Source organism: Actinomadura pelletieri DSM 43383 (assembly GCF_003634705.1).
Classification (GTDB): domain Bacteria; phylum Actinomycetota; class Actinomycetes; order Streptosporangiales; family Streptosporangiaceae; genus Spirillospora; species Spirillospora pelletieri.
This window is the reverse complement of the sequence record NZ_RBWU01000003.1, coordinates 567,619-584,945: the sequence shown is the minus strand read 5'-3', so window position 1 is coordinate 584,945 and position 17,327 is coordinate 567,619. Positions and strand designations below refer to the sequence as shown.

Annotated in this window: 16 protein-coding genes and 1 pseudogene; 1 reads left to right on the top strand and 16 read right to left on the bottom strand. The window is 67.8% G+C overall.

What is annotated here, in order from left to right; all coding sequences use genetic code 11:
• Positions 1-2: 2 nt before the first annotated feature.
• The 5 genes from BZB76_RS15895 to BZB76_RS15875 form a co-directional block, all read right to left on the bottom strand.
• Positions 3-869, bottom strand: coding sequence for a DUF6177 family protein (locus tag BZB76_RS15895; RefSeq protein ID WP_121435135.1), 867 nt, complete (start codon positions 867-869; stop codon positions 3-5).
• Positions 866-1,243: a hypothetical protein gene (locus BZB76_RS15890; RefSeq protein ID WP_147449445.1), complete on the bottom strand. Its 378-nt coding sequence runs from the start codon at positions 1,241-1,243 to the stop codon at positions 866-868. Before BZB76_RS15890 ends, BZB76_RS15895 begins: the two co-directional genes overlap by 4 nt.
• 54 nt (positions 1,244-1,297) lie before the next feature.
• Positions 1,298-2,317, bottom strand: coding sequence for a hypothetical protein (locus BZB76_RS15885; protein WP_121435133.1), 1,020 nt, complete (start codon positions 2,315-2,317; stop codon positions 1,298-1,300).
• Between the two features lie 112 nt (positions 2,318-2,429).
• A complete protein-coding gene (locus BZB76_RS15880; RefSeq protein ID WP_121435132.1) occupies positions 2,430-4,796 on the bottom strand; it encodes an ADP-ribosyltransferase in 2,367 nt (788 codons plus the stop codon).
• On the bottom strand, positions 4,793-5,092 hold the full coding sequence (locus BZB76_RS15875) for a DUF6507 family protein (protein ID WP_121435131.1): 300 nt from the start codon (positions 5,090-5,092) through the stop codon (positions 4,793-4,795). The genes BZB76_RS15880 and BZB76_RS15875 overlap by 4 nt, the downstream gene beginning before the upstream one ends.
• A 565-nt stretch (positions 5,093-5,657) precedes the next feature.
• Here BZB76_RS15875 and BZB76_RS15870 point away from each other — a divergent pair.
• Positions 5,658-6,035 carry an IS3 family transposase gene (locus BZB76_RS15870; RefSeq protein WP_281273873.1) on the top strand — a complete coding sequence of 126 codons (378 nt, stop codon included), beginning with the start codon at positions 5,658-5,660 and terminating at the stop codon, positions 6,033-6,035.
• On the opposite strand, the pseudogene BZB76_RS36680 reads toward BZB76_RS15870, so the two are convergent.
• From BZB76_RS36680 to eccCa, 11 genes and pseudogenes are all read right to left on the bottom strand, one after another.
• Positions 5,992-6,586 (bottom strand): annotated as a pseudogene (locus BZB76_RS36680) (DUF6177 family protein). The gene BZB76_RS15870 and the pseudogene BZB76_RS36680 sit on opposite strands and share 44 nt — an antisense overlap.
• Positions 6,587-6,987: 401 nt before the next feature.
• Complete coding sequence (locus BZB76_RS15865; protein ID WP_147449444.1) at positions 6,988-8,010, bottom strand: hypothetical protein; 1,023 nt, start codon at positions 8,008-8,010, stop codon at positions 6,988-6,990.
• A gap of 195 nt (positions 8,011-8,205) precedes the next feature.
• Complete coding sequence (locus BZB76_RS15860; RefSeq protein ID WP_121435128.1) at positions 8,206-8,496, bottom strand: YrhB domain-containing protein; 291 nt, start codon at positions 8,494-8,496, stop codon at positions 8,206-8,208.
• Between the two features lie 733 nt (positions 8,497-9,229).
• The gene (locus BZB76_RS34230) at positions 9,230-9,889 is read right to left on the bottom strand and encodes a hypothetical protein (protein ID WP_147449443.1); all 660 of its coding nucleotides are present in this window, start codon (positions 9,887-9,889) and stop codon (positions 9,230-9,232) included.
• A gap of 14 nt (positions 9,890-9,903) precedes the next feature.
• Positions 9,904-10,212, bottom strand: a complete 309-nt coding sequence (locus tag BZB76_RS34225; RefSeq protein ID WP_147449442.1) for a hypothetical protein — start codon at positions 10,210-10,212, stop codon at positions 9,904-9,906.
• 110 nt (positions 10,213-10,322) lie between these two features.
• On the bottom strand, positions 10,323-10,547 hold the full coding sequence (locus BZB76_RS15855) for a hypothetical protein (protein ID WP_246006976.1): 225 nt from the start codon (positions 10,545-10,547) through the stop codon (positions 10,323-10,325).
• A gap of 209 nt (positions 10,548-10,756) precedes the next feature.
• Entirely contained in the window at positions 10,757-11,239 is a 483-nt protein-coding gene (locus BZB76_RS35880) for a hypothetical protein (protein ID WP_121435127.1), read from the bottom strand.
• A 300-nt stretch (positions 11,240-11,539) separates the two neighbouring features.
• Positions 11,540-11,839 (bottom strand): DUF6507 family protein, encoded by a 300-nt coding sequence (locus BZB76_RS15845; RefSeq protein WP_121435126.1) that lies wholly within the window; start codon positions 11,837-11,839, stop codon positions 11,540-11,542.
• A gap of 104 nt (positions 11,840-11,943) precedes the next feature.
• On the bottom strand, positions 11,944-12,951 hold the full coding sequence (locus BZB76_RS15840) for a DUF6177 family protein (protein WP_121435125.1): 1,008 nt from the start codon (positions 12,949-12,951) through the stop codon (positions 11,944-11,946).
• A complete protein-coding gene (locus BZB76_RS15835) occupies positions 12,948-13,310 on the bottom strand; it encodes a hypothetical protein (protein WP_121435124.1) in 363 nt (120 codons plus the stop codon). The genes BZB76_RS15840 and BZB76_RS15835 overlap by 4 nt, the downstream gene beginning before the upstream one ends.
• A complete protein-coding gene (gene eccCa, locus BZB76_RS15830; RefSeq protein ID WP_121435123.1) occupies positions 13,307-17,305 on the bottom strand; it encodes a type VII secretion protein EccCa in 3,999 nt (1,332 codons plus the stop codon). Before eccCa ends, BZB76_RS15835 begins: the two co-directional genes overlap by 4 nt.
• Positions 17,306-17,327: the final 22 nt, after the last annotated feature.

The window sequence follows — 17,327 nt, the reverse complement described above, 5'->3', positions numbered from 1 at the left end:
GATCACCCCCGGAGGATCCGGGCGAACTCCGCCCACCCCTCGGGCCCGGCGCTCAACTCGACCCAGTCGGCCCTGCCGGTGACGGGCATCCCGGCCTCCGCCTGCGCCTCCGGCCCGACCGCCATACCGACCGGCACCGGCGGCCCCGACCACCGCGGCTCCACCGTGAGGTCGGCCCGTCCCGGCACCTTCTGCGCCACCACCGACACCAGCGAGAACCCGGCGTCCAACCGCTCCACGAGCCCCCGCACGTCAACCTCGCGCCCCACCCCCGCGGTGACCGTCTCCTGCACACCCGACGTCGTCCGCCGCACCGTCATCGTGCCGACGACCCCATCTCCCACGAACACCAGCCACGTCGGCCGCGGGGCCCGGTCACGGCACAACTTCGTCAGCCGCTCCACGTCCCACGCGATCCCCGCAGGCTCCGACGTCCCCCACCCCGCCGGCGGAGCCCCACCCAACTCCTCGCACATCACCTGCGCGACGACCCCCACGGTCAACGTGTCGTACGCCGTGTGCCGGACGGACGCGGCGACGACGAGCTGCGTCCCGTCCGGGCCCGCCTCCTTGAAAGCCTCGGCCGTCCCCCCATCCGGCGAAAAGGCCCCACCGTCCCACGCCAACGTCGCCCCATTGAACCCGTCGTAATAACCACCCGCCGGGTCCGTCACCACCCAACGGCACTCGGGCCCCGTGAGCGCCAGCCGCAGCGGCAACGTCAACCGCGAATGCGCGGGCGTGACGACCTGAAGCCCCTTACCCGCCTCGGCGCACGCCCGGATCGCCTCCGCCGTCCACGACGACAGCGCCACCACGGGCCGGTTCTGCATCACCACCCCCACCCGCTCCGCCATCACGTCGATCACGTCACACCCCTGACGTACTCCGGGTCCCCGACCCAGACCTTCCCTCCGAGCCGCTCCACGAGCCGCGCCGCGAACCGCAACGCCACCACCTCCGACCCGGCCCTGAACTCGTCCCCCCGCGCCTCCACCCACCACACCGGCGTCTCCACCTCCCCGACCTCACGCCCCAGCAACCGGGTCAACTCCCCGGCAACCTCGACCATCACAGGAGTCTCGATCGTCACCACCGCCCGCCCATCGTCATCGCACAACCGCACAGCCCCACCGTCCGCCACCCTCTCCACCCGCCACTCACTCCCGGCGGCCACCATCCCCGCCACCACAGCCCCCAGATCCGGCTCACCCCCCACCAACGCCACCACGTCCTTAGTCATCTGCTCCCTTTCACTGCGGATCACCCAAGACAACGGTCACGCTCAAACACCCCCCTACTCGTTCGCGATGTTTTCCAGGGCCTGAAGGCTGGGTGCCAGCTGCTCCTCCTTCTCCCCGGGAATGGCTCCGCCGCGCGGGTCCTCTGGGGCGCCGCACCATTTCCGCACGGCCTGCAACGGCGTGAGCGCATCCAGGACCGCTTCATGCAACCGCTGCTCCCACACGCTCCGCGCGTCCTCCCCATCGGCCCCCGCATCCGGACGCGCCAGATAGGACGCCGCATCGTCGGGCACCGATGCCCACAGATAACCGATCGTCTTCCCACGGAGCCGGACCGGGTAATACCGCACCGCCTGATCGGTGGACGCGGCATAGTCCCCGGTGAGCTCCCGCAGCGCCCGCAGGCTCGGCGCCTCCCGCTCCTCGGCGTCCGCCGGAATCGCTCCGCCGCGCGGATCCTCGGGCGCGCCCTTCCATTTCCGCAGCGCTTGCAGCGGAGTCAGACCCTGTGCGCCCGCCTCACGCAGCCGCATCACCCACGGCACGCCCGCGTTGTAGCCGAGCGCTCCGGCATCCCCGCGATCCTGCCAATAGGCCGCGTCATCGTTCACCGACGCCCACAGATAACCGACCACCTTGCCCTGAAGGACCACCGAAAAGTAGCGCACCGGCCCATCGGTCGACGCGGGATAGTCGGTCTCCGGAACCTTTATCGGCCCCAGCGTCTCCCGCACCTTCCTACGGTCGATGGGCGTCCCATCCGGCCAGGTCGGCTCTTGGGCGAAGAAGTCCTTGAGCGGGTCCACGTATCCAGGATTGGCCAGTTCCTCCAGCGCATCCCGGCTCTCCGCCTCGCTCTCAGGCGCGTCCGCGGCGATCGCTCCACCTTCCGGATCCTCGGGCGCGCCCCGCCACCTCTGCAACGCCTCCTCGGGATCAAGTCCGTCCGTGCAGGCTTCCGTCAATCTCTCCGACCACACCACAGGCGCGCGAAACGCCATGTCCATCACCTCCCGCCGCCGAACGAAACCGGCCGCGAATTCGGGAAGGGACACGTACAGGTAGCCGATCACCTCCCCTCTGAGTGTCACCGGAACGTACCGAATCGGCCCCAGTGGAATGATTTGATACGACGATTCGAACGGCTTTGGATATCCACTCATGAGATCCCGGGCTTTCGCTCCGTCATAGTCCGTTGTTGACGGGGGTATCTAGGACCTCGGCCTCGATATGCCATATACCATCCTTCTTATAGACGTTGTTGATCCGATAACGGGTGTTTCGGGGTAAGATCAGTTCACGTTGTGCCGGGTAATTGCTCTCGCGGCCCATCCACAGTCCGCGTGAACCCGGTGGCACATCCAGATGCATGACGATCGGATGGGAATTGCCGTCGATCTCCGGAGGTTTTTCACCCAGTGCCGTCGACATGAACGAACGTTCGGTCTCGATGCTTCCCCTCAACGATGTCATCGTACCGTTGTAACCATCCATGAAGCTTACGTCATGGAGCCCGCGCTGGACTTGGATACCCTCGGGCAGGTGGTGGCTGAGCGCCTGATCGATCAGGCGGATACGCTCCCTGAAATCCGCAACGGTGGGAAAGCCGTCGAAGGTCCTCGCGACTATTCCTCGAGAGCCTGATGCGCGGATCCACTCTTCCAGCCGCTTGTGTGGATCTCCGGCTTGGACGATGTCATCGACGATCCGGCGTTGGTCCGGAGTCAGGTCAGTTCGCCTTGTGGCATCGAAGATGTCGCTGACAGATGGCGGCCTGCCGCCGTTCATTTCGAAAATGGGCCAGCCTGGACCAACGTTGTTGTACCACGTCCGCAGGCTGTCTTGGATGTTCGCGAGGCCGCGCAGGTGTGGGTTGTACGGCCAGGAGTGACGTGTGTATTCCCTGATCGCGTGCGCCTGGTCCGGTGGCAGGTTGCGGTACTGATCGCTTAGGTGGCGATCGCCGTATTCCTGGCCGGCGTCATCGGTGTCGAAGCGGCGGATGCCGTCCGGGTCCATGTGCCCGGGAAGCGGATTCGTGTTGTTGCTGTCCGGGCCATCCGGGGACGAGCCGTCACCGTCCGGGGTCTGATCAGGGGTGCCCTGCCCGCCCTGCTGCGGCCCTTGCTGATCGAATCCATCGCCGTTACGGTCCGGTGGCGGCGGGTCACCCGGGCCGCTACCGGCGCCCTCGCCCGCGGGCGTCGCATCGGGCTGGCCTCCCTCGGGCGCCCTGACGCCGGGCGAGCCGTTGCCCGGGGCGCGGTCGCCGGGAGGCGTTGGACCGCCCGGAGAGTCCTGGACGGTGGTGGGCTGGCCGGTGCGGGCGCCGACCAGGTCGGGGGTGTGGGCGGCGCGGACCTGGGCTGCGGCTTCTGCGCCGTCGCGGCGGAGGACCCAGTCGGGGATTCGGTCGGGGATGTTCGCGGTCTTGCTGAGGGCGTAGGCCTTCAGGTCGATGGCGGGTTTGATGACGAATCTGTCGAGGTTGAGTTTGGTGGCGGTGGTGAAGTCGCCGATCTTGCCGGAGAGGGCGGCGGTGATGTCGGCGACCTTGGGGAGGGTGACGGAGGCGCGGACGGTGAGGCCGACCGGGTCGACGGCTTCGCCGACCTTTGCGGCGCCGTGGCTGAACTTGCCGAGTTTGCCGGCGCTGCCCGCCTTGCCGATGGGGATGATCGAGGTGACGACGTTGTAGGCGGTGTTGCCGAAGGCGCGGGCGGGGTCTTGTTTCCAGCGGTCCCAGGCGACGAAGGACTTGCCGAAGCCCTTCCAGGTTTCGTGGACCTTGCGCCGGACGGAGGGGACCAGCATTGCGAAAGGCGCGACGATCGGGTTGAGGGGCAGGGTCAGCGCCATCAGGCTTTTGTAGGACTCGAACCATTTGCCGGGGGAGGTGACCAGGTCCCAGATGCCGGACACGTCGCCCCAGAAGCCGTCGCCGAAGAAGCCCTTGAGGAGGGAGGTGCCGCCGTTCCAGGCGTCGTGGTACCAGGGGAGATCGGCTTCTTCGGGGGTTCCCCACGGGCGTTCCTGGTCACCGCCGCCGCCGGTGGGGAGGGCGGGGGCGGTTTCGCCGTAGGCGGCGTAGATGGTGTGGGTGGCCTTTTCCTGCGCGTTGTGAAAGGCCATGGCCTGGGCGTCGACGGCGGCGATGAGGGTGTTGTTCTCGCGGACGAGATCCTCGTTCTTTTGCCAGTCGTCTTTTTCGGCGTAGGTCTTGTTCACGAAGGTCACGGCCCGCATGTAGAGGTCCGTGAGCTTGTGCTTGATGACGCGTGTCTCAGCCGCGTAGGTCGTCAGGGCGCCGGTGACCTTTTCTAATTGGCCGGCGAACATCGCGGAGTCGTCGCGGACGGGGGCGGTCGCGGCGAAGAGTTGACCGGCTTCGGGGGCCTTGTAGAAGGCGGATAACCCTTGCCAGGTCGTGTGGACGTCCGAGCCGGCCTCGCGGATGCCCGTGGCGGCCTTGCGTAAGTCGTGGGCCTCGGCCTCCACCGCGTCGGGGTGGACCTTGGCCATGATGCCGAGAACCTCGTCGGGGACGATCATCGGCGGCCCGGGGTCTGCGCGGCCATCTGCTCGTCGCCGTGTACGTAGGCCATGGTGGCGTCGGCGGCGGCCTGGAGGGTGCGGTTGGTGCGGCGGGCGATACCGGTCAACGTCGGCTGGTGGTGCTGCACGAAGCCCTGGAGGGCCTGCGCCACGCGGGGACTGCCGGTGGCCTCGGTTGCGTCACGGGAACTGGTCACGAAGGTCTTGACGTGTGCCTCGACCGGCTTGAACGCACCCACCGTCCGGTTAATCACGTTCTTCACCCCGTATGGCTTGATGTCCCATGCGGTCACCGGAACCTCCGTCCTTGATCGTCGATATCGCCACTCTAGGACCTAGATCAGACCAACGTGGGGCATGTTGGAAAAAAGGACGGAAGGTTATTGCCGTCGGGTATCACCCCTATCTGACCAGTGAGTCAGATTCGTCGTGCGACCCCACGGCCAGAATGAGCGGTGTAGGAGGGCATCGAAGCGCTCCCAAGGTCGATCCTTGGCGAAAGGGTACCTGAGACGCCCGAGCATTCCGGACAGTGACCCGACTAGAATGGGGTGGTCCGGAAAGGTGGTGATTGGCTCGTCTGAAGAGGAACTTCTCCCCTGAATAGCGGGAAGAGGCACTGAAGCTGGTGATCGAGACTTCGCGTCCGGTCTCACAGGTTGGCAAAGAACTCGAGATCGACGCGGACACATTGGCGAATCAGGTGAACGCGTACGGGCGTTCGCATAACGGGCGGCGTACTTTGCGAAACAGCAACGGTGATCTCGAAGTACGAGGTCATCGACGCGGAGTACGCCAGACCTTCCGTGTGCGTTGACGGCGCCACCCCCAGCATCGTCCGGATGCGTTAATGGCTGGGTGTCCCGCTCCGGCTTCTATGATCGGCGGTGGCGCCCGGAATCGGCGACCTCGCAGCGGCGCGAAGAGCTCAAGGTCTTGGTGCGGCATTTTTTCGATGCCTCTGACGGCACCTACGGGTACCGGCGGATCCACGCCGAGCTCGCCGGGGCCGGGGCGCCCGCCAGCCCGGAGCTGGTCCGCGACATTCTGCGGGAACTGGGCCTGGCGCCATGCCAGCCGCGGCCGTGGCGGGCGAGCCTGACCGAGCAGGACGGCACCGCAGGCCCGATCCCCGACCTGGTCCGCCGTGACTTCACCGCCGGCGTGCCCGGGCATTTCCCCAGGTCACCCGCTATGCCACGTACCCCGTCCGACTTCGTGACGGGCGTGCTCTAACTGAGGCCCGCTCCCGCCGTGACGGCCTCCTGGACGCCCGACGGCGTCCGCCGCACCGTCGTCGTGCCGACCAACCCGTCGCCCACGACACCAGCCACGTCGGTCGCGGAGTCCGGTCACGGCACAGCTCGGCCAGCCGCTCCACGTCCCAGAGGTTTCCCGCGGACTCGAACGTGCCCCACCCGACCGGCGGACCCGCGCCCAACTCCTGACACATCACCTGTGCGACGACCCCGACGGTCAACGTGTCGCACGCGGTGTGCCGACCGGTCGCGCTGACGATGAACTGCCTCCCGGCCGGGCCTGCCTCCGTCCGGTAAGAAGGCCCCACCGTCCCACGCGAGCCTCGCACCGGAGAACCCGTCGTAGTAGCAGCCGGCCAGATCCGTCACCACCCATCGGCAGTCCTGCCCGGTGAGCGCCGGCCGCAGCGGCAGCGTCAGCCGAGAGTGCGTGGGCGTGACGACCTCAAGCCCTTTGCCTGTCTCAGCGCACAGCCGGGCCGCCTCCGCCATCCACGACGACAGCGACACGACGGGCCGACTCTGCATCACACGCCCACCCTCTCGGACACGACGTCGATCGTCGCCTGCGTCAGGTCGCGCGCCTGACGTACTCCGGGTCTCCCGTCCACACCACTCCGCCGAGCCGCGCCGCGAACCGCTACGCCACCACCTCCGACCCGGCCCTGAACTCGTCCCCACCCACCACACCGGCGTCTCCACCTCCCCGACCTCGACCCCAAGCAACCGGGTCAAATCCCCGGCCACATCCACCAGAACGGGCGTCACCACCACCTGCCCGTCCTCCTCACACAACCGCAGCGCCCCACCACCTGCCACCCCTCGCACCCGCCACTCACTCCCGGCGGCCACCATCCCCGCCACCACAGCGCCCAAATCCGGCTCGACCCTCACCAACGCCACCACATCCTTAGTCACCCTCCACCCCCTCACCCGTCGTTCGCGATGTCTTCCAACGCCCGAAGACTCGGCGCAACCCGCTCCTCGTTCTCCCCGGGAATGGCGCCGCCGCGTGGGTCCTCTGGGGCGCCGCACCATTTCCGCACGGCCCGCAACGGCAGGAGCGCGTCCAGGACCGCTTCGTGCAACCGCTGCTCCCACACGCTCCGCGCGTTCTCCCCATCGGCCCCCGCAGCCGGACGCGCCAGATAGGACGCCGCATCGTCGGGCACCGATGCCCACAGATAACCGATCGTCTTCCCACGGAGCCGGACCGGGTAATACCGCACCGCCTGATCGGTCGACGCGGCATAGTCCCCGGTGAGCTCCCGCAGCGCCCGCAGGCTCGGGGCCTCCCGCTCCTCGGCGTCCGCCGGAATCGCTCCGCCGCGCGGATCCTCGGGCGCGCCCTTCCACTTGCGCAGCGCTTGCAGCGGAGTCAGACCCTGTGCGCCCGCCTCACGCAGCCGCATCACCCACGGCACGCCCGCGTTGTAGCCGAGCGCTCCGGCATCCCCGCGATCCTGCCAATGGGCCGCGTCATCGTTTACCGACGCCCACAGGTAACCGACCACCTTGCCCTGAAGAACCACCGGGTAGTACCGCACCGGCCCATCGGTCGACGCGGGATAGTCGGTCTCCGGAACCTTCATCGGCGACAGTGGACCCCAGCCCTTCCTTCGGTCGATGGGGGTCCCGTCCGGCCAGGTCGGCTCTTGGGCGAAAAAGTCCTTGAGCGGGTCCACGTATCCAGGATTGGCCAGTTCCTCCAGCACATCCAGACTCTCCGCCTCGCTCTCAGGCGCGTCCGCGGCGATCGCTCCGCCTTCCGGATCCTCGGGCGCGCCCCGCCACCTCTGCAACGCCTCCAGCGCTTCAAGTCCGGCTGTGCAGGCTTCGGTCAGACGTTTCGACCAGACCCAGGGCGCATAAAAAGCCGTGTCGATGAGCTCCAGCCGCCGAACAAACCCGGCAGCGGATTCGGACGTGCCCGCATACAGGTAGCCGATCACCTCTCCCCTTAGCGTCACCGGAACGTACGTGACCGCACCCAGTGGCATGGTCGGGTATGACGACTCGAACCGCTTCGGGTGCCCGCTCATGAGTTCGCCGGGATGGGGCGGGCATGTCCCCCGGATAGGCGATGTAAAGCTCGACCGTGCTGCTCGCGGCCTGCCTTTCCGCGCATGTGAACCTTCTCGCCTAATCTAGGCTGCATGCGCCCGGCGATACTCGGCCAGTTGCTCCTCGAAGGGCGGGCTACTGGCCAGCATCCACACTGCGCCAGTGGACTTCACCACCACGACCGGCCCGGCCCCGGGACCCATCGAATCCAAAAGCACCCGGGTCTCGACGTACTTCGCCGTGTTCCACGGGAAGACGTAGCACCACTCCTTGTCCTCAGCGAGATCGTTCTCGAACAGTGCCAGCGGACGGGCGGGCGAGGCGAATTCAGCGAGGTATGCCACTGCGCTCTCTCTGGCTCGATCAATATCCATTGACTAATTCCGCTCCCATTGAAACTTTGTCCGGTCCGGGATCCCAGCAGGCTCCCGTAGGGCGGGCGCCCCGGTCACCGCAACACGGTATACCCGGGCGGCTTCGGTCTCCGCGTGGCCCGGAATGCGCCCTGTTCCTGAGTCCTGGCTTCGGCACTCCGGGCCCCTCAGTTGGTCCGGAGGAGCTCGAACGCCGAGAAATTCTTCATCGCGGAGAATTTTCCTGCATGCGTCCGCTGCTGTTGACGACATTGAACACATGGCCGGACAGGTAGGTCCCGTCCTTGGCGAGCCGCATTCCATGGACGATTGCCCCGCGCAGTCGTTTCGACCAGACCCAGGGCGCATGAACGCCGTGTCGATGAGTTCCAGCCGCCGAACAAACCCGGCAGCGGAGTCGGACGTGCCCGCATACAGGTAGCCGATCACCTCTCCCCTTAGCATCACCGGAACGTACGTGACCGCCCCCAAACGGCTTGGTCGGGTATGAGGACTCTAACCGCTTCGGCTGCCCGGTCATGAGGTCACTGCCCTTCTCGCCATCACAGCCCGCTGTTCCTGAGGTCTCCAGGACCTCGATGGAAGTGGCGGGAAGCATCAGGCTGATCAACTCCACAGTCGCATCTACCGTGTATCGATTCTGACCAGCCGTTCGAGGCTACGGGGAAAAGATACTTTTCCAACTTCATGTACGTGGTGCCCTCGCTCCGCTCGGTGCATACGTTGGACGACTTCACTCATTGATTCCCGTTGAACTCCGCAGTCGGACAGTCTTGATCAAACAGAGAAGAGCTTCTCCGATAATCTGATCGTCCCAGGATCGGGAATCGTTTACCGCCAATTCATCGATTGACGTTCCCTGCGTGACACCCGTAGTCGATCCAAGGTGCGGAACGCGCGGGATCGCGATGAGTGACTGACCGGTCAACTCAAGGTCGACCGACACCGCCGATCGTGAGAACTGCTCGACGTTGAGACGAGGGATACCGGTCACCCATGACCAGGGGTCCGTTTCCTCGACGAGATCGACTTGCCCTGACCTGCCGAGGGCCTCCGCCAAGGTGCGTCCGAACACCAACGGGTCCACGCTTTCGCGCATGGACGCAACAGGAGCCACAGCGTGACTGCGATCAGCCGTGTCGCGTACGCGCGGCACGACTTGTATGAGCCCGTCCGTCTCGAAAACTGACAGGGAGCCGCTGGGCGGAGTCGACCGATCGGGGCTCGGTGAGAGTTCCGCGTCCGGGCCGTGAAGTGCCGGCTCGTACCAGGTGTCCCGATCTCGCTTGTCCCAGGATGTGCCCAAAGGGAATTCTCGCACCCCCCGACCCGGAAGATGGTCGGCGACAATGTTCGTATCGTCACCGATAGCGAGTGAATAGTCGAGCTTCATCGAGAGGTCCAATATCAGCCGACCGGAGCGCCCCAGCATCTCGCCGCGGAGGGGGCGGGAACATTGCGCAGTTCGATAGTGAGCTCATGGTTGTACGCTTGAAACGCAGCACACAGATCCGGGTCGTCTTCGTCCCAGTCATTGTCGGAGAGATAGAGCGTCGCGACTCCGGAGCCGTGAAGCAATGGTGTCGAGCTTATCGTGTACGTGTATCCATACTCGCGGTAGAAGTGTCCGGGTGCGCGAATCGCCATCGCAATCTGATGGGAGACGGCTGGTGTGTCATGTGGAGCCGCGATGTAGACGGCCACGGTGCTGCTCACCGGCGATCTCCTGTCTGGCGGTGACCGGACTCTCGTGATGCTTCGTCTCGTCGTTTGAGACTAGACCGGAGGCGCTTCTCTTTTATGTGACATTCCGCTTCGGCGCCCGCTCATTCCTTGGCTTCGTTGAGCTTCTGACGCAGCCACGTGGGGATGTACTCCTCGTCGCGAGGAAAGTACTTCATCTCGTTGGCGTACGTCTTTGTATCGATCTCGAAACCAAAATCCGGTTCGTTGTCGTAGTCGAAATCGACGCTGTATCGGCCGGGGTGGACGATGACGTACTCGGCTGTGAACCAGGTGCCTTTGCCTTGCGTGTACATTCTCGTGCGCAACTCTTGGAGTCTTCTTCGTGGAGTGTCCGGTGCGCTTAGATGGACAGTGGAACCATCCTCCAACTTCGCCTCGAATCTGTTCCTCGCCAATTCGGCGGTAGCGACCAATCGGAAGCGTAGTTCGGTCCATCTGTCTGGCGCCGCTGCGAGTACCTCGCTGCCAACGTTTCGCAGGACGGCTTCTTGTTCTTCTGGTGTTATGGGCCCGCTCACTCTTCCGCTTCTTTGATCTTTTGGCGGAGCCAGGTGGGGATGTGGTCGTCGTCGCGCGGGAAGGCCTTCAGGTCATTGGTGTAGGTCTGGGGTACCGGTTGAAAACCGATGTCCATGCCGAAATCAGGTTCGTTGTCGAAGTCGAAGTCGACGCTGTATCGGGTAGGACGCTGGATCACATACCGTGCTGTGAACCAGGTGCCTTTGCCTGGATGGTACATTCCGGCGCGCAGTTCTCGCAGTTTTATTCGCGGCGAGTTCGGAGGGGCGATTTCGATGACCTCTCCGTTGTCGAGTACGGCTTCGAGTTGGGTGCTGGTCAGTTCTGCCGTCACTCCCATCGTAAAGCGTATTTCCGTCCAGTCGGCGGGTACCACCTGTAGAAGGGCGCCGCCGACCTCGCGCAGAATCTGCTGCTGTTCCTCTGGCAGCATCCCACCCCTACGGGTCATGATCCGCTCCAATCGGTCGACGGCCACTCGTGGGATGGCATGTCATCTTAGGTGAGTGTCCGTAATGGTAGGTCGCCGACCTTGTGTATTTACGGTGATTACTGTGGGGACTCTGCTGTAAGTAGCCGAAATAGCTTTCCGGCTTCCTGTAGTCGTTGAGTGGGGGGGTCCCCTTCTGCGCCTGATCGAACTTTTCCAGCGTGCCCACCAGCTTGATTCGCTCGCCGGGACCTCCGAATGCGGTTCCGATGAGGTGACCGCCGTTCCAGCTGACCCGGTGGTAAAGCTTGACCTCGTGTTCGAGAGGAAGGACCTCGTCGGGGACGATCATCGGTGGCGCGGGGTCTGCGCGGCCATCTGGTCGTCGCCGTTCACGTAGGCCATGGTGGCGTCGGCGGCGGCCTGGAGGGTGCGGTTGGTGCGGCGGGCGATGCCGGTCAACGTCGGCTGGTGGTGCTGGACGAAGCCCTGGAGGGCCTGCGCCACGCGGGGGCTGCCGGTGGCCTCGGCCGCGTCACGGGAACTGGTCACGAAGGTCTTGACGTGTTTCTCGATCGGTTTGAACGCCCCCACCGTCCGGTTGAGCACCCCTTGGACCCCTAACGGGTCGATGTCCCACGCGGTCATGCGCACCCCCATAGTCGTCGACCGGATCAACGTCCACGCTAGGGGGCGAGTACGACAAATGCGGGAAAAGGCGGAAATTGGACGGTGCGCAAATGCCTATTGTGTCAGGGGCGTTTGACCGTTCCCTGGAGGGTGCGGAGGAGGTCGCCGAAATGCTGCCATGCTTCCGGGTCGTCGTCGGCGAACGGGTACCACATGCCCGGTTCGTCGGGGGCGCCGATCGGGTGGCCGCCGGAGTCCGTGGCGCGGGCGGAGCCGATCTCCGCGACGCCGGCGGGGCCCACGGCGAGGGCGAGGGGCAGCGGGCGGCCGCACCAGTGGGCCGGGAACGTCAGGTCCGTCCGGCCGGGGGACCAGCGGGCGACCAGCGTGCCGAGGGTTCCGTCGCGGGCGAGGTCGGCCGCGAGGCTCTCGAGGTCGTCCAGCGGACGGGACGCGCCCGGGGGCAGCGCCACGGCGAAGCTGATCGTCTCCTTGACGCCCGACGTCACCCGGGAGACCCGGACCGTGCCACCGAAGGCGGGCGCGTCGGTGCCGTGCGGGCCCATGAACACCAGGTAGGTGGCGTGGGGGGTGCGGCGGCGGCACAGTTCCGTCACCGCGGTGGGGGACCAGCGTGACAGGGCGGGCTCGGCCGTTCCCCAGGACGCCGGGCGGGCGCCGGCCAGGGTTTCGGCCAGCCGCTCCACGGTCCCGCCGAGTTCCAGTTCGTGCGTGGCCGGGTGGACGACCTGGAGGCTGACCGCCAGATGGTGGCCGAGGTCGGTGTGCGGCTCGCGCAGGAACGTGCCGGACGGCCCGCGCGGCGCCGCCTCCCGGTCGACGATGAACGCCGAACCGTCCCAGGTGAGCGGAAGGCCGCTGAACCCGTCGTAGTAGCCGTCGCCCGGCTCCTGGACGACCCAGCGGGTGTCCTTGCCGTCGAGCGCCAGCCGCAGCGGCAGCGTGAGCCGCGCGTCGTGCGGGGCGAGCACCTGCACGGTCTGGCCGATGGCCGCGCACCGGCCCATCACGTCGGTGAGCCAGCTCGACAGGGGGACGAGCGGACGGTCCTGGATCACCACGGCGCTCGTGCGGGTGACGATGTCGACCGCCGGGTGAACCGCCGTCATCGCTCCTCCGAACGCCACACCGCGCCGCCGAGCCGTTTCACCATGGCGGCCGCGAACCGGTCCGCGGCCTCCGGGCCGCGCGGGTCGGCGCCGGTCGCCCGAGCCTCCACCCACCAGTACGGGACGGTCAACCCGGCGGTGACGGCAGTGCCGAGCAGCCGTTCGACCTCGCCGGCGACGTCGACGCGCTGCGCGGACTCGATGCTGACCAGGGGAAGGTCGGAATCGTCGCACAGCTGGATCAGGGCCCCGTCGCCGGAGCCGCGCACCCGCAGCGTCTCACCCGCGTCCACCATGGAGTCCACGATGGCGCGCACGTTGGGGGCACGTCTGGTCAGCACGACCAGGTCGTAGGTCACCGGTTCTCCTCCTTCGACAGGGCAGCCTGCACGAGCCGCGGACCCTCGCCGCGCCTGATCCACTTGCCGCGTCCCGGCGGCAGCGGGTCGGCGTGGACGCGGGGGAAGATCTGGCCCTCGGAACGGTCCCCGGACATCAGCAGCGCCCCGGTGCCGATCTCGCGCATCGACTGCACCAGCGGGTCGTACAGGCCGCGGCTGGAGCCCGCGACCCGGCGGGTCACCACGAAATGCAGCCCGATGTCCGGCCCGTTGGGGACGAACGGGACGAACGGCGCCATCGGCTGCTGGCCCGCGGTGGTGAGCAGGTCGTAGTCGTCGACGAGGACCACGATGCGCGGGCCCGCCGTGGCGGCGTCGGGCGCGGCCTCCTCGTCGTCCGGTTCGGGCATGCGTCCCTCGAGTTCCTTGGCCACGCCCGCCGCGAGGCCCGCGCAGACCCGTGGCGTCGTCGCGTACCCGCCGAGGTACGGTTCGGGCACGATGTCCCGGCCCAGCGAGCGGCGCGGGTCCATCACCGCGAACACGACCTGCTCGGGCGTGTACCGCTCGACCAGGCTCCGGGCGATGAGGCGTACCAGGGCGGACTTGCCGCACCCGCCGTCCCCGAGGACGAGCAGGTTCTGGTCGGTGCCGAACAGGTCGAGCAGGACGGGCTCGAAGGAACGCTCCTCCAGCCCGATCGGCACGAGCCGCGGTTGCTCGGCGGGGCCGGGCAGCTCGGCCGCGTCCAGGCGGTGCGGCAGCACGCGGACCGGCGGGGCGACCGGGCCCGTCCACGCCGACCGGACCGCGCCGACCGCCGTCTCCACCGCGGCGCCCAGCCCGGCCGGGTCGGGGACGTGCCCCAACGCGGGCACCGCCACCTGCGCGAACAGCTTGTCGTCGGTCAGTGCCCGACCCGGCTGGCTCGCCCCGATGGTCTGCGCGAGCTTGCGTTCGACGGTGGAGTCGGCCGGGTCGTTCAGCCGCAGCTCGACGCGGCGGCCGAACATCGACTGCGCGGACATGCGCACGTCGTTCCAGCGGAGCATGCCGGCCACCAGGTGCACGCCGTATCCGCCGCCACGGGTGAGGATGTCGGTGATCATCTCGTCGATCTCCTCGAAGTCGGCGCGGATCGCGCCGAACCCGTCCACGACCAGGACCACGTCCGCCGAAGGAAGCTCCGGCACCTGCCCGTCCGCGTGCATCGACCGGAGCCGTTGCACGCTGTCGATGCCGTGCCGCCGGAACACCTCCTGGCGGTGGTCCAGCATCCCGTGGACCTCCTCGACGGTGCGGCGCACGCGCTCGCGGTCGCTGCGGCCCGCGATGCCGCCGACATTGGGCAGTCCGGCCAGGGCCTGGAGCCCGCCGCCGAGCAGGTCCAGCCCGTACACCGCCGCCTGGGCGGGGGAGTGGGTCAGCGCCAGCGACAGCACCAGCGTGCGCAGCAGCGTCGTCTTGCCCGTCTGCGGGCCGCCGATCAGCGCGACATGACCGCCCGCCGACGCCAGGTCGAGGAACCACACGCCCTGCCACTGGCGGCGGGCGTCGTCCAGCAGCCCGATCGGCACCCGCATCGGCTCGACGCGCACCGGCAGGCGCATGCCGTCGTGGTCGATCCGGACGGGGCCGGTGACGCCGTCGAGGGTGACCAGCGCCGGCAGCGGCGGCAGCCAGATGTCCTGGATCCTGCGCCCGTGCCGGACGAGCCCGGTGACCATGACGTCCAGCAGCCGGGGACCGGCGGAGCGTTCGGGGAGCGCCGCGCCCTGATCCGCCGGTTGTTCGGCGCCGCGCGACGCGTCGGGCGGGCCCGCGACGTTGTAGGCCGTGTACACCCGCACCGGCGGTCGCTTGTCGCCTTCCTGCACGGTCTGCACGGGCCCCCGGTACGGGCCGGACACGTACCCGCTCTTGAACCGCTGGTACACGCTCGTGTCGACCTTCAGGTACCCGAACCCCGGCAGCGCGGGCAGGTGGAAGGCGTCCGGGGTGTCCAGGACCGTCCGGCTCTCCTCCTCCGAGAACGTCCGCAGCCCCAGCCGGTACGACAGGTACGTCTCCAAGCCTCGCAGTTTCCCGCTCTCGATCCGCTGGCTCGACAGAAGAAGATGCACGCCGATGCTGCGCCCGATCCGGCCGATCGACAGGAACAGCTCGATGAAGTCGGGACGGGCGGTGAGCAGCTCACCGAACTCGTCGATGATGACCAGCAGGTACGGCATCGGCGCGAGTTCGGGCCGCCGTGTCCGCTCGAACGCGTAGTCGCCGATGTTCGCGATGTTGCCCGCGTCACGCAGGAGCTGCTGGCGGCGCTGCACCTCACCGGACAGGCTCGCGTAGGCCCGCTCGATCAGCCCGGCGTCGTCCTCCAGGTTGGTGATGACGCCCGCCACGTGCGGCAGGTCCGCGAACGGCGCGAACGTGGCACCGCCCTTGTAGTCGACCAGGACCATGCTGACCTGCTCGGGCGGGTGCGTGGCCGCCAGCGTCAGCACCAGCGTGCGCAGCATCTCGCTCTTGCCGGAACCGGTCGCTCCCACGCAGAGCCCGTGCGGACCCATGCCGAGGCTCGCGGCCTCCTTCAGGTCCAGCACCACCGGCTCGCCCGCGTCGTCCAAACCGATCGGCACCCGCAGGAACGCGCGCTCGCTGCGCGGCGCCCACATGCGCGCCACATCGAGTTCGGCCGGGTCGTCCACCCCCCACAGCGCGGTGAAGTCGATCTCACCGCCCTCGGCCGCGCTCTCCTCCGCCGACTCGCGCGACAGCCGCAGCGGCGCCAGCATCCGCGTCAGCCCGACCAGCATCCCGGGCGGCACATCGTCGACCGTGCCGGCCATCGCCGTCCCGGCCGGGTCGCGCAGGTCCGCTATCTCGACGCGGTCGCCGTCCACCCGGATGCGGACGCTCACGTCGCCGGGCTCCTGCCGCTGGTCGGCCACCAGATGGACGATGGTCGCGCCGAGGTCGGCGGGCGGCACGGCCTCGTCCGGACGGACCAGATCGGCGGCGACCTCGCCGTGGGTGTCGTGCACCACCAGCAGCCTGCGCAGCAGCTGGAAGGAGTCCCTGCGACCGAGCCCGCGCCGCACCTCGGCCGCGAAGTCGGTGCGCTCCCGCAGGTCGTCGGCGAGCAGCGCGGCCAGCCGCAGCGGGCTCGGCGCGATCAGCCGGACGGGCGCGCCGCCGTCATGGCGATGCCGGTCCAGGACGTGCGGCAGCCACTTCACCCAGTCCCAGTCGGCGGCGCGGTCGGCGCCGCAGGCCACCGCGACGGCCACGTCCTGCGGCGAGTGGAACGCCGTGAGCTGGGCCAGCAGCGCCCGCATCAACCGCAGCACGTCGTGGCGCGAACCGACGACGCTGACGTTGCCCGCCATGTCGAGCGGCAACGTCAGCGGCATGTCGGGCGCGCTGCGGAACCGGTCCAGCACCGCCCGCGCCTCCGCGAGCATGAACGGGTCGGTCGGCGTCAGCGCGGTGCCCTGCTCCCCGAGGTCCAGCGGCGCGCCCGGCATGAACCCGGTGCCGACCCGCACCCGCAGGAAGTCGGGTTGGCGGCGCCGGCGCTCCCACAGCCGGGTCGGGTCGCGGACGATGTCGTACAGCGCTTCCGGCGGCGGGTCCAGGACACGGGCCCGCGCCCGCTCCGCCGCCTCCCGGGCCGCCAGTTCCTCCCGCAGCGTCTCCAGGTACTCCAGGTACCGTTCCCGCTGCGCGCGGCGCTGCCGGGACACCTGCCCGCGCCGCGACAGCAGCATCGCCGCGCCCGCCAGCACCGCGACGACCAGCAGCACCGCCCCGAAGACCATGAACGCCGGGTTTCGCAGCACCGTCATGATCGCCAGCGAGGCCATCATCCCGACCATGGGCAGGATCATCAGCACCTGGTTGCCCTGCGCGCCCTCCTCCGGAAGGGTCGGCGGCGCCTCGATGAGACGCGGCTCGGGCTCCGGAGGGGGCAGGATGGTACGGGCCGGCCGATGGACTACCCGGATGGTCACGACCGTTCACTCCTCGACGTTC

Excerpts from the sequence above, each read along its gene's own strand:
- BZB76_RS15840 (WP_121435125.1), bottom strand. The coding sequence starts at position 12,951 with ATGACGGCGGTTCACCCGGCGGTCGACATCGTCACCCGCACGAGCGCC.
- BZB76_RS15845 (WP_121435126.1), bottom strand. The coding sequence starts at position 11,839 with ATGACCGCGTGGGACATCGACCCGTTAGGGGTCCAAGGGGTGCTCAAC.
- BZB76_RS15880 (WP_121435132.1), bottom strand. The coding sequence starts at position 4,796 with ATGATCGTCCCCGACGAGGTTCTCGGCATCATGGCCAAGGTCCACCCC.
- BZB76_RS15890 (WP_147449445.1), bottom strand. The coding sequence starts at position 1,243 with ATGACTAAGGACGTGGTGGCGTTGGTGGGGGGTGAGCCGGATCTGGGG.
- BZB76_RS15860 (WP_121435128.1), bottom strand. The coding sequence starts at position 8,496 with ATGGATATTGATCGAGCCAGAGAGAGCGCAGTGGCATACCTCGCTGAA.
- BZB76_RS34230 (WP_147449443.1), bottom strand. The coding sequence starts at position 9,889 with ATGAAGCTCGACTATTCACTCGCTATCGGTGACGATACGAACATTGTC.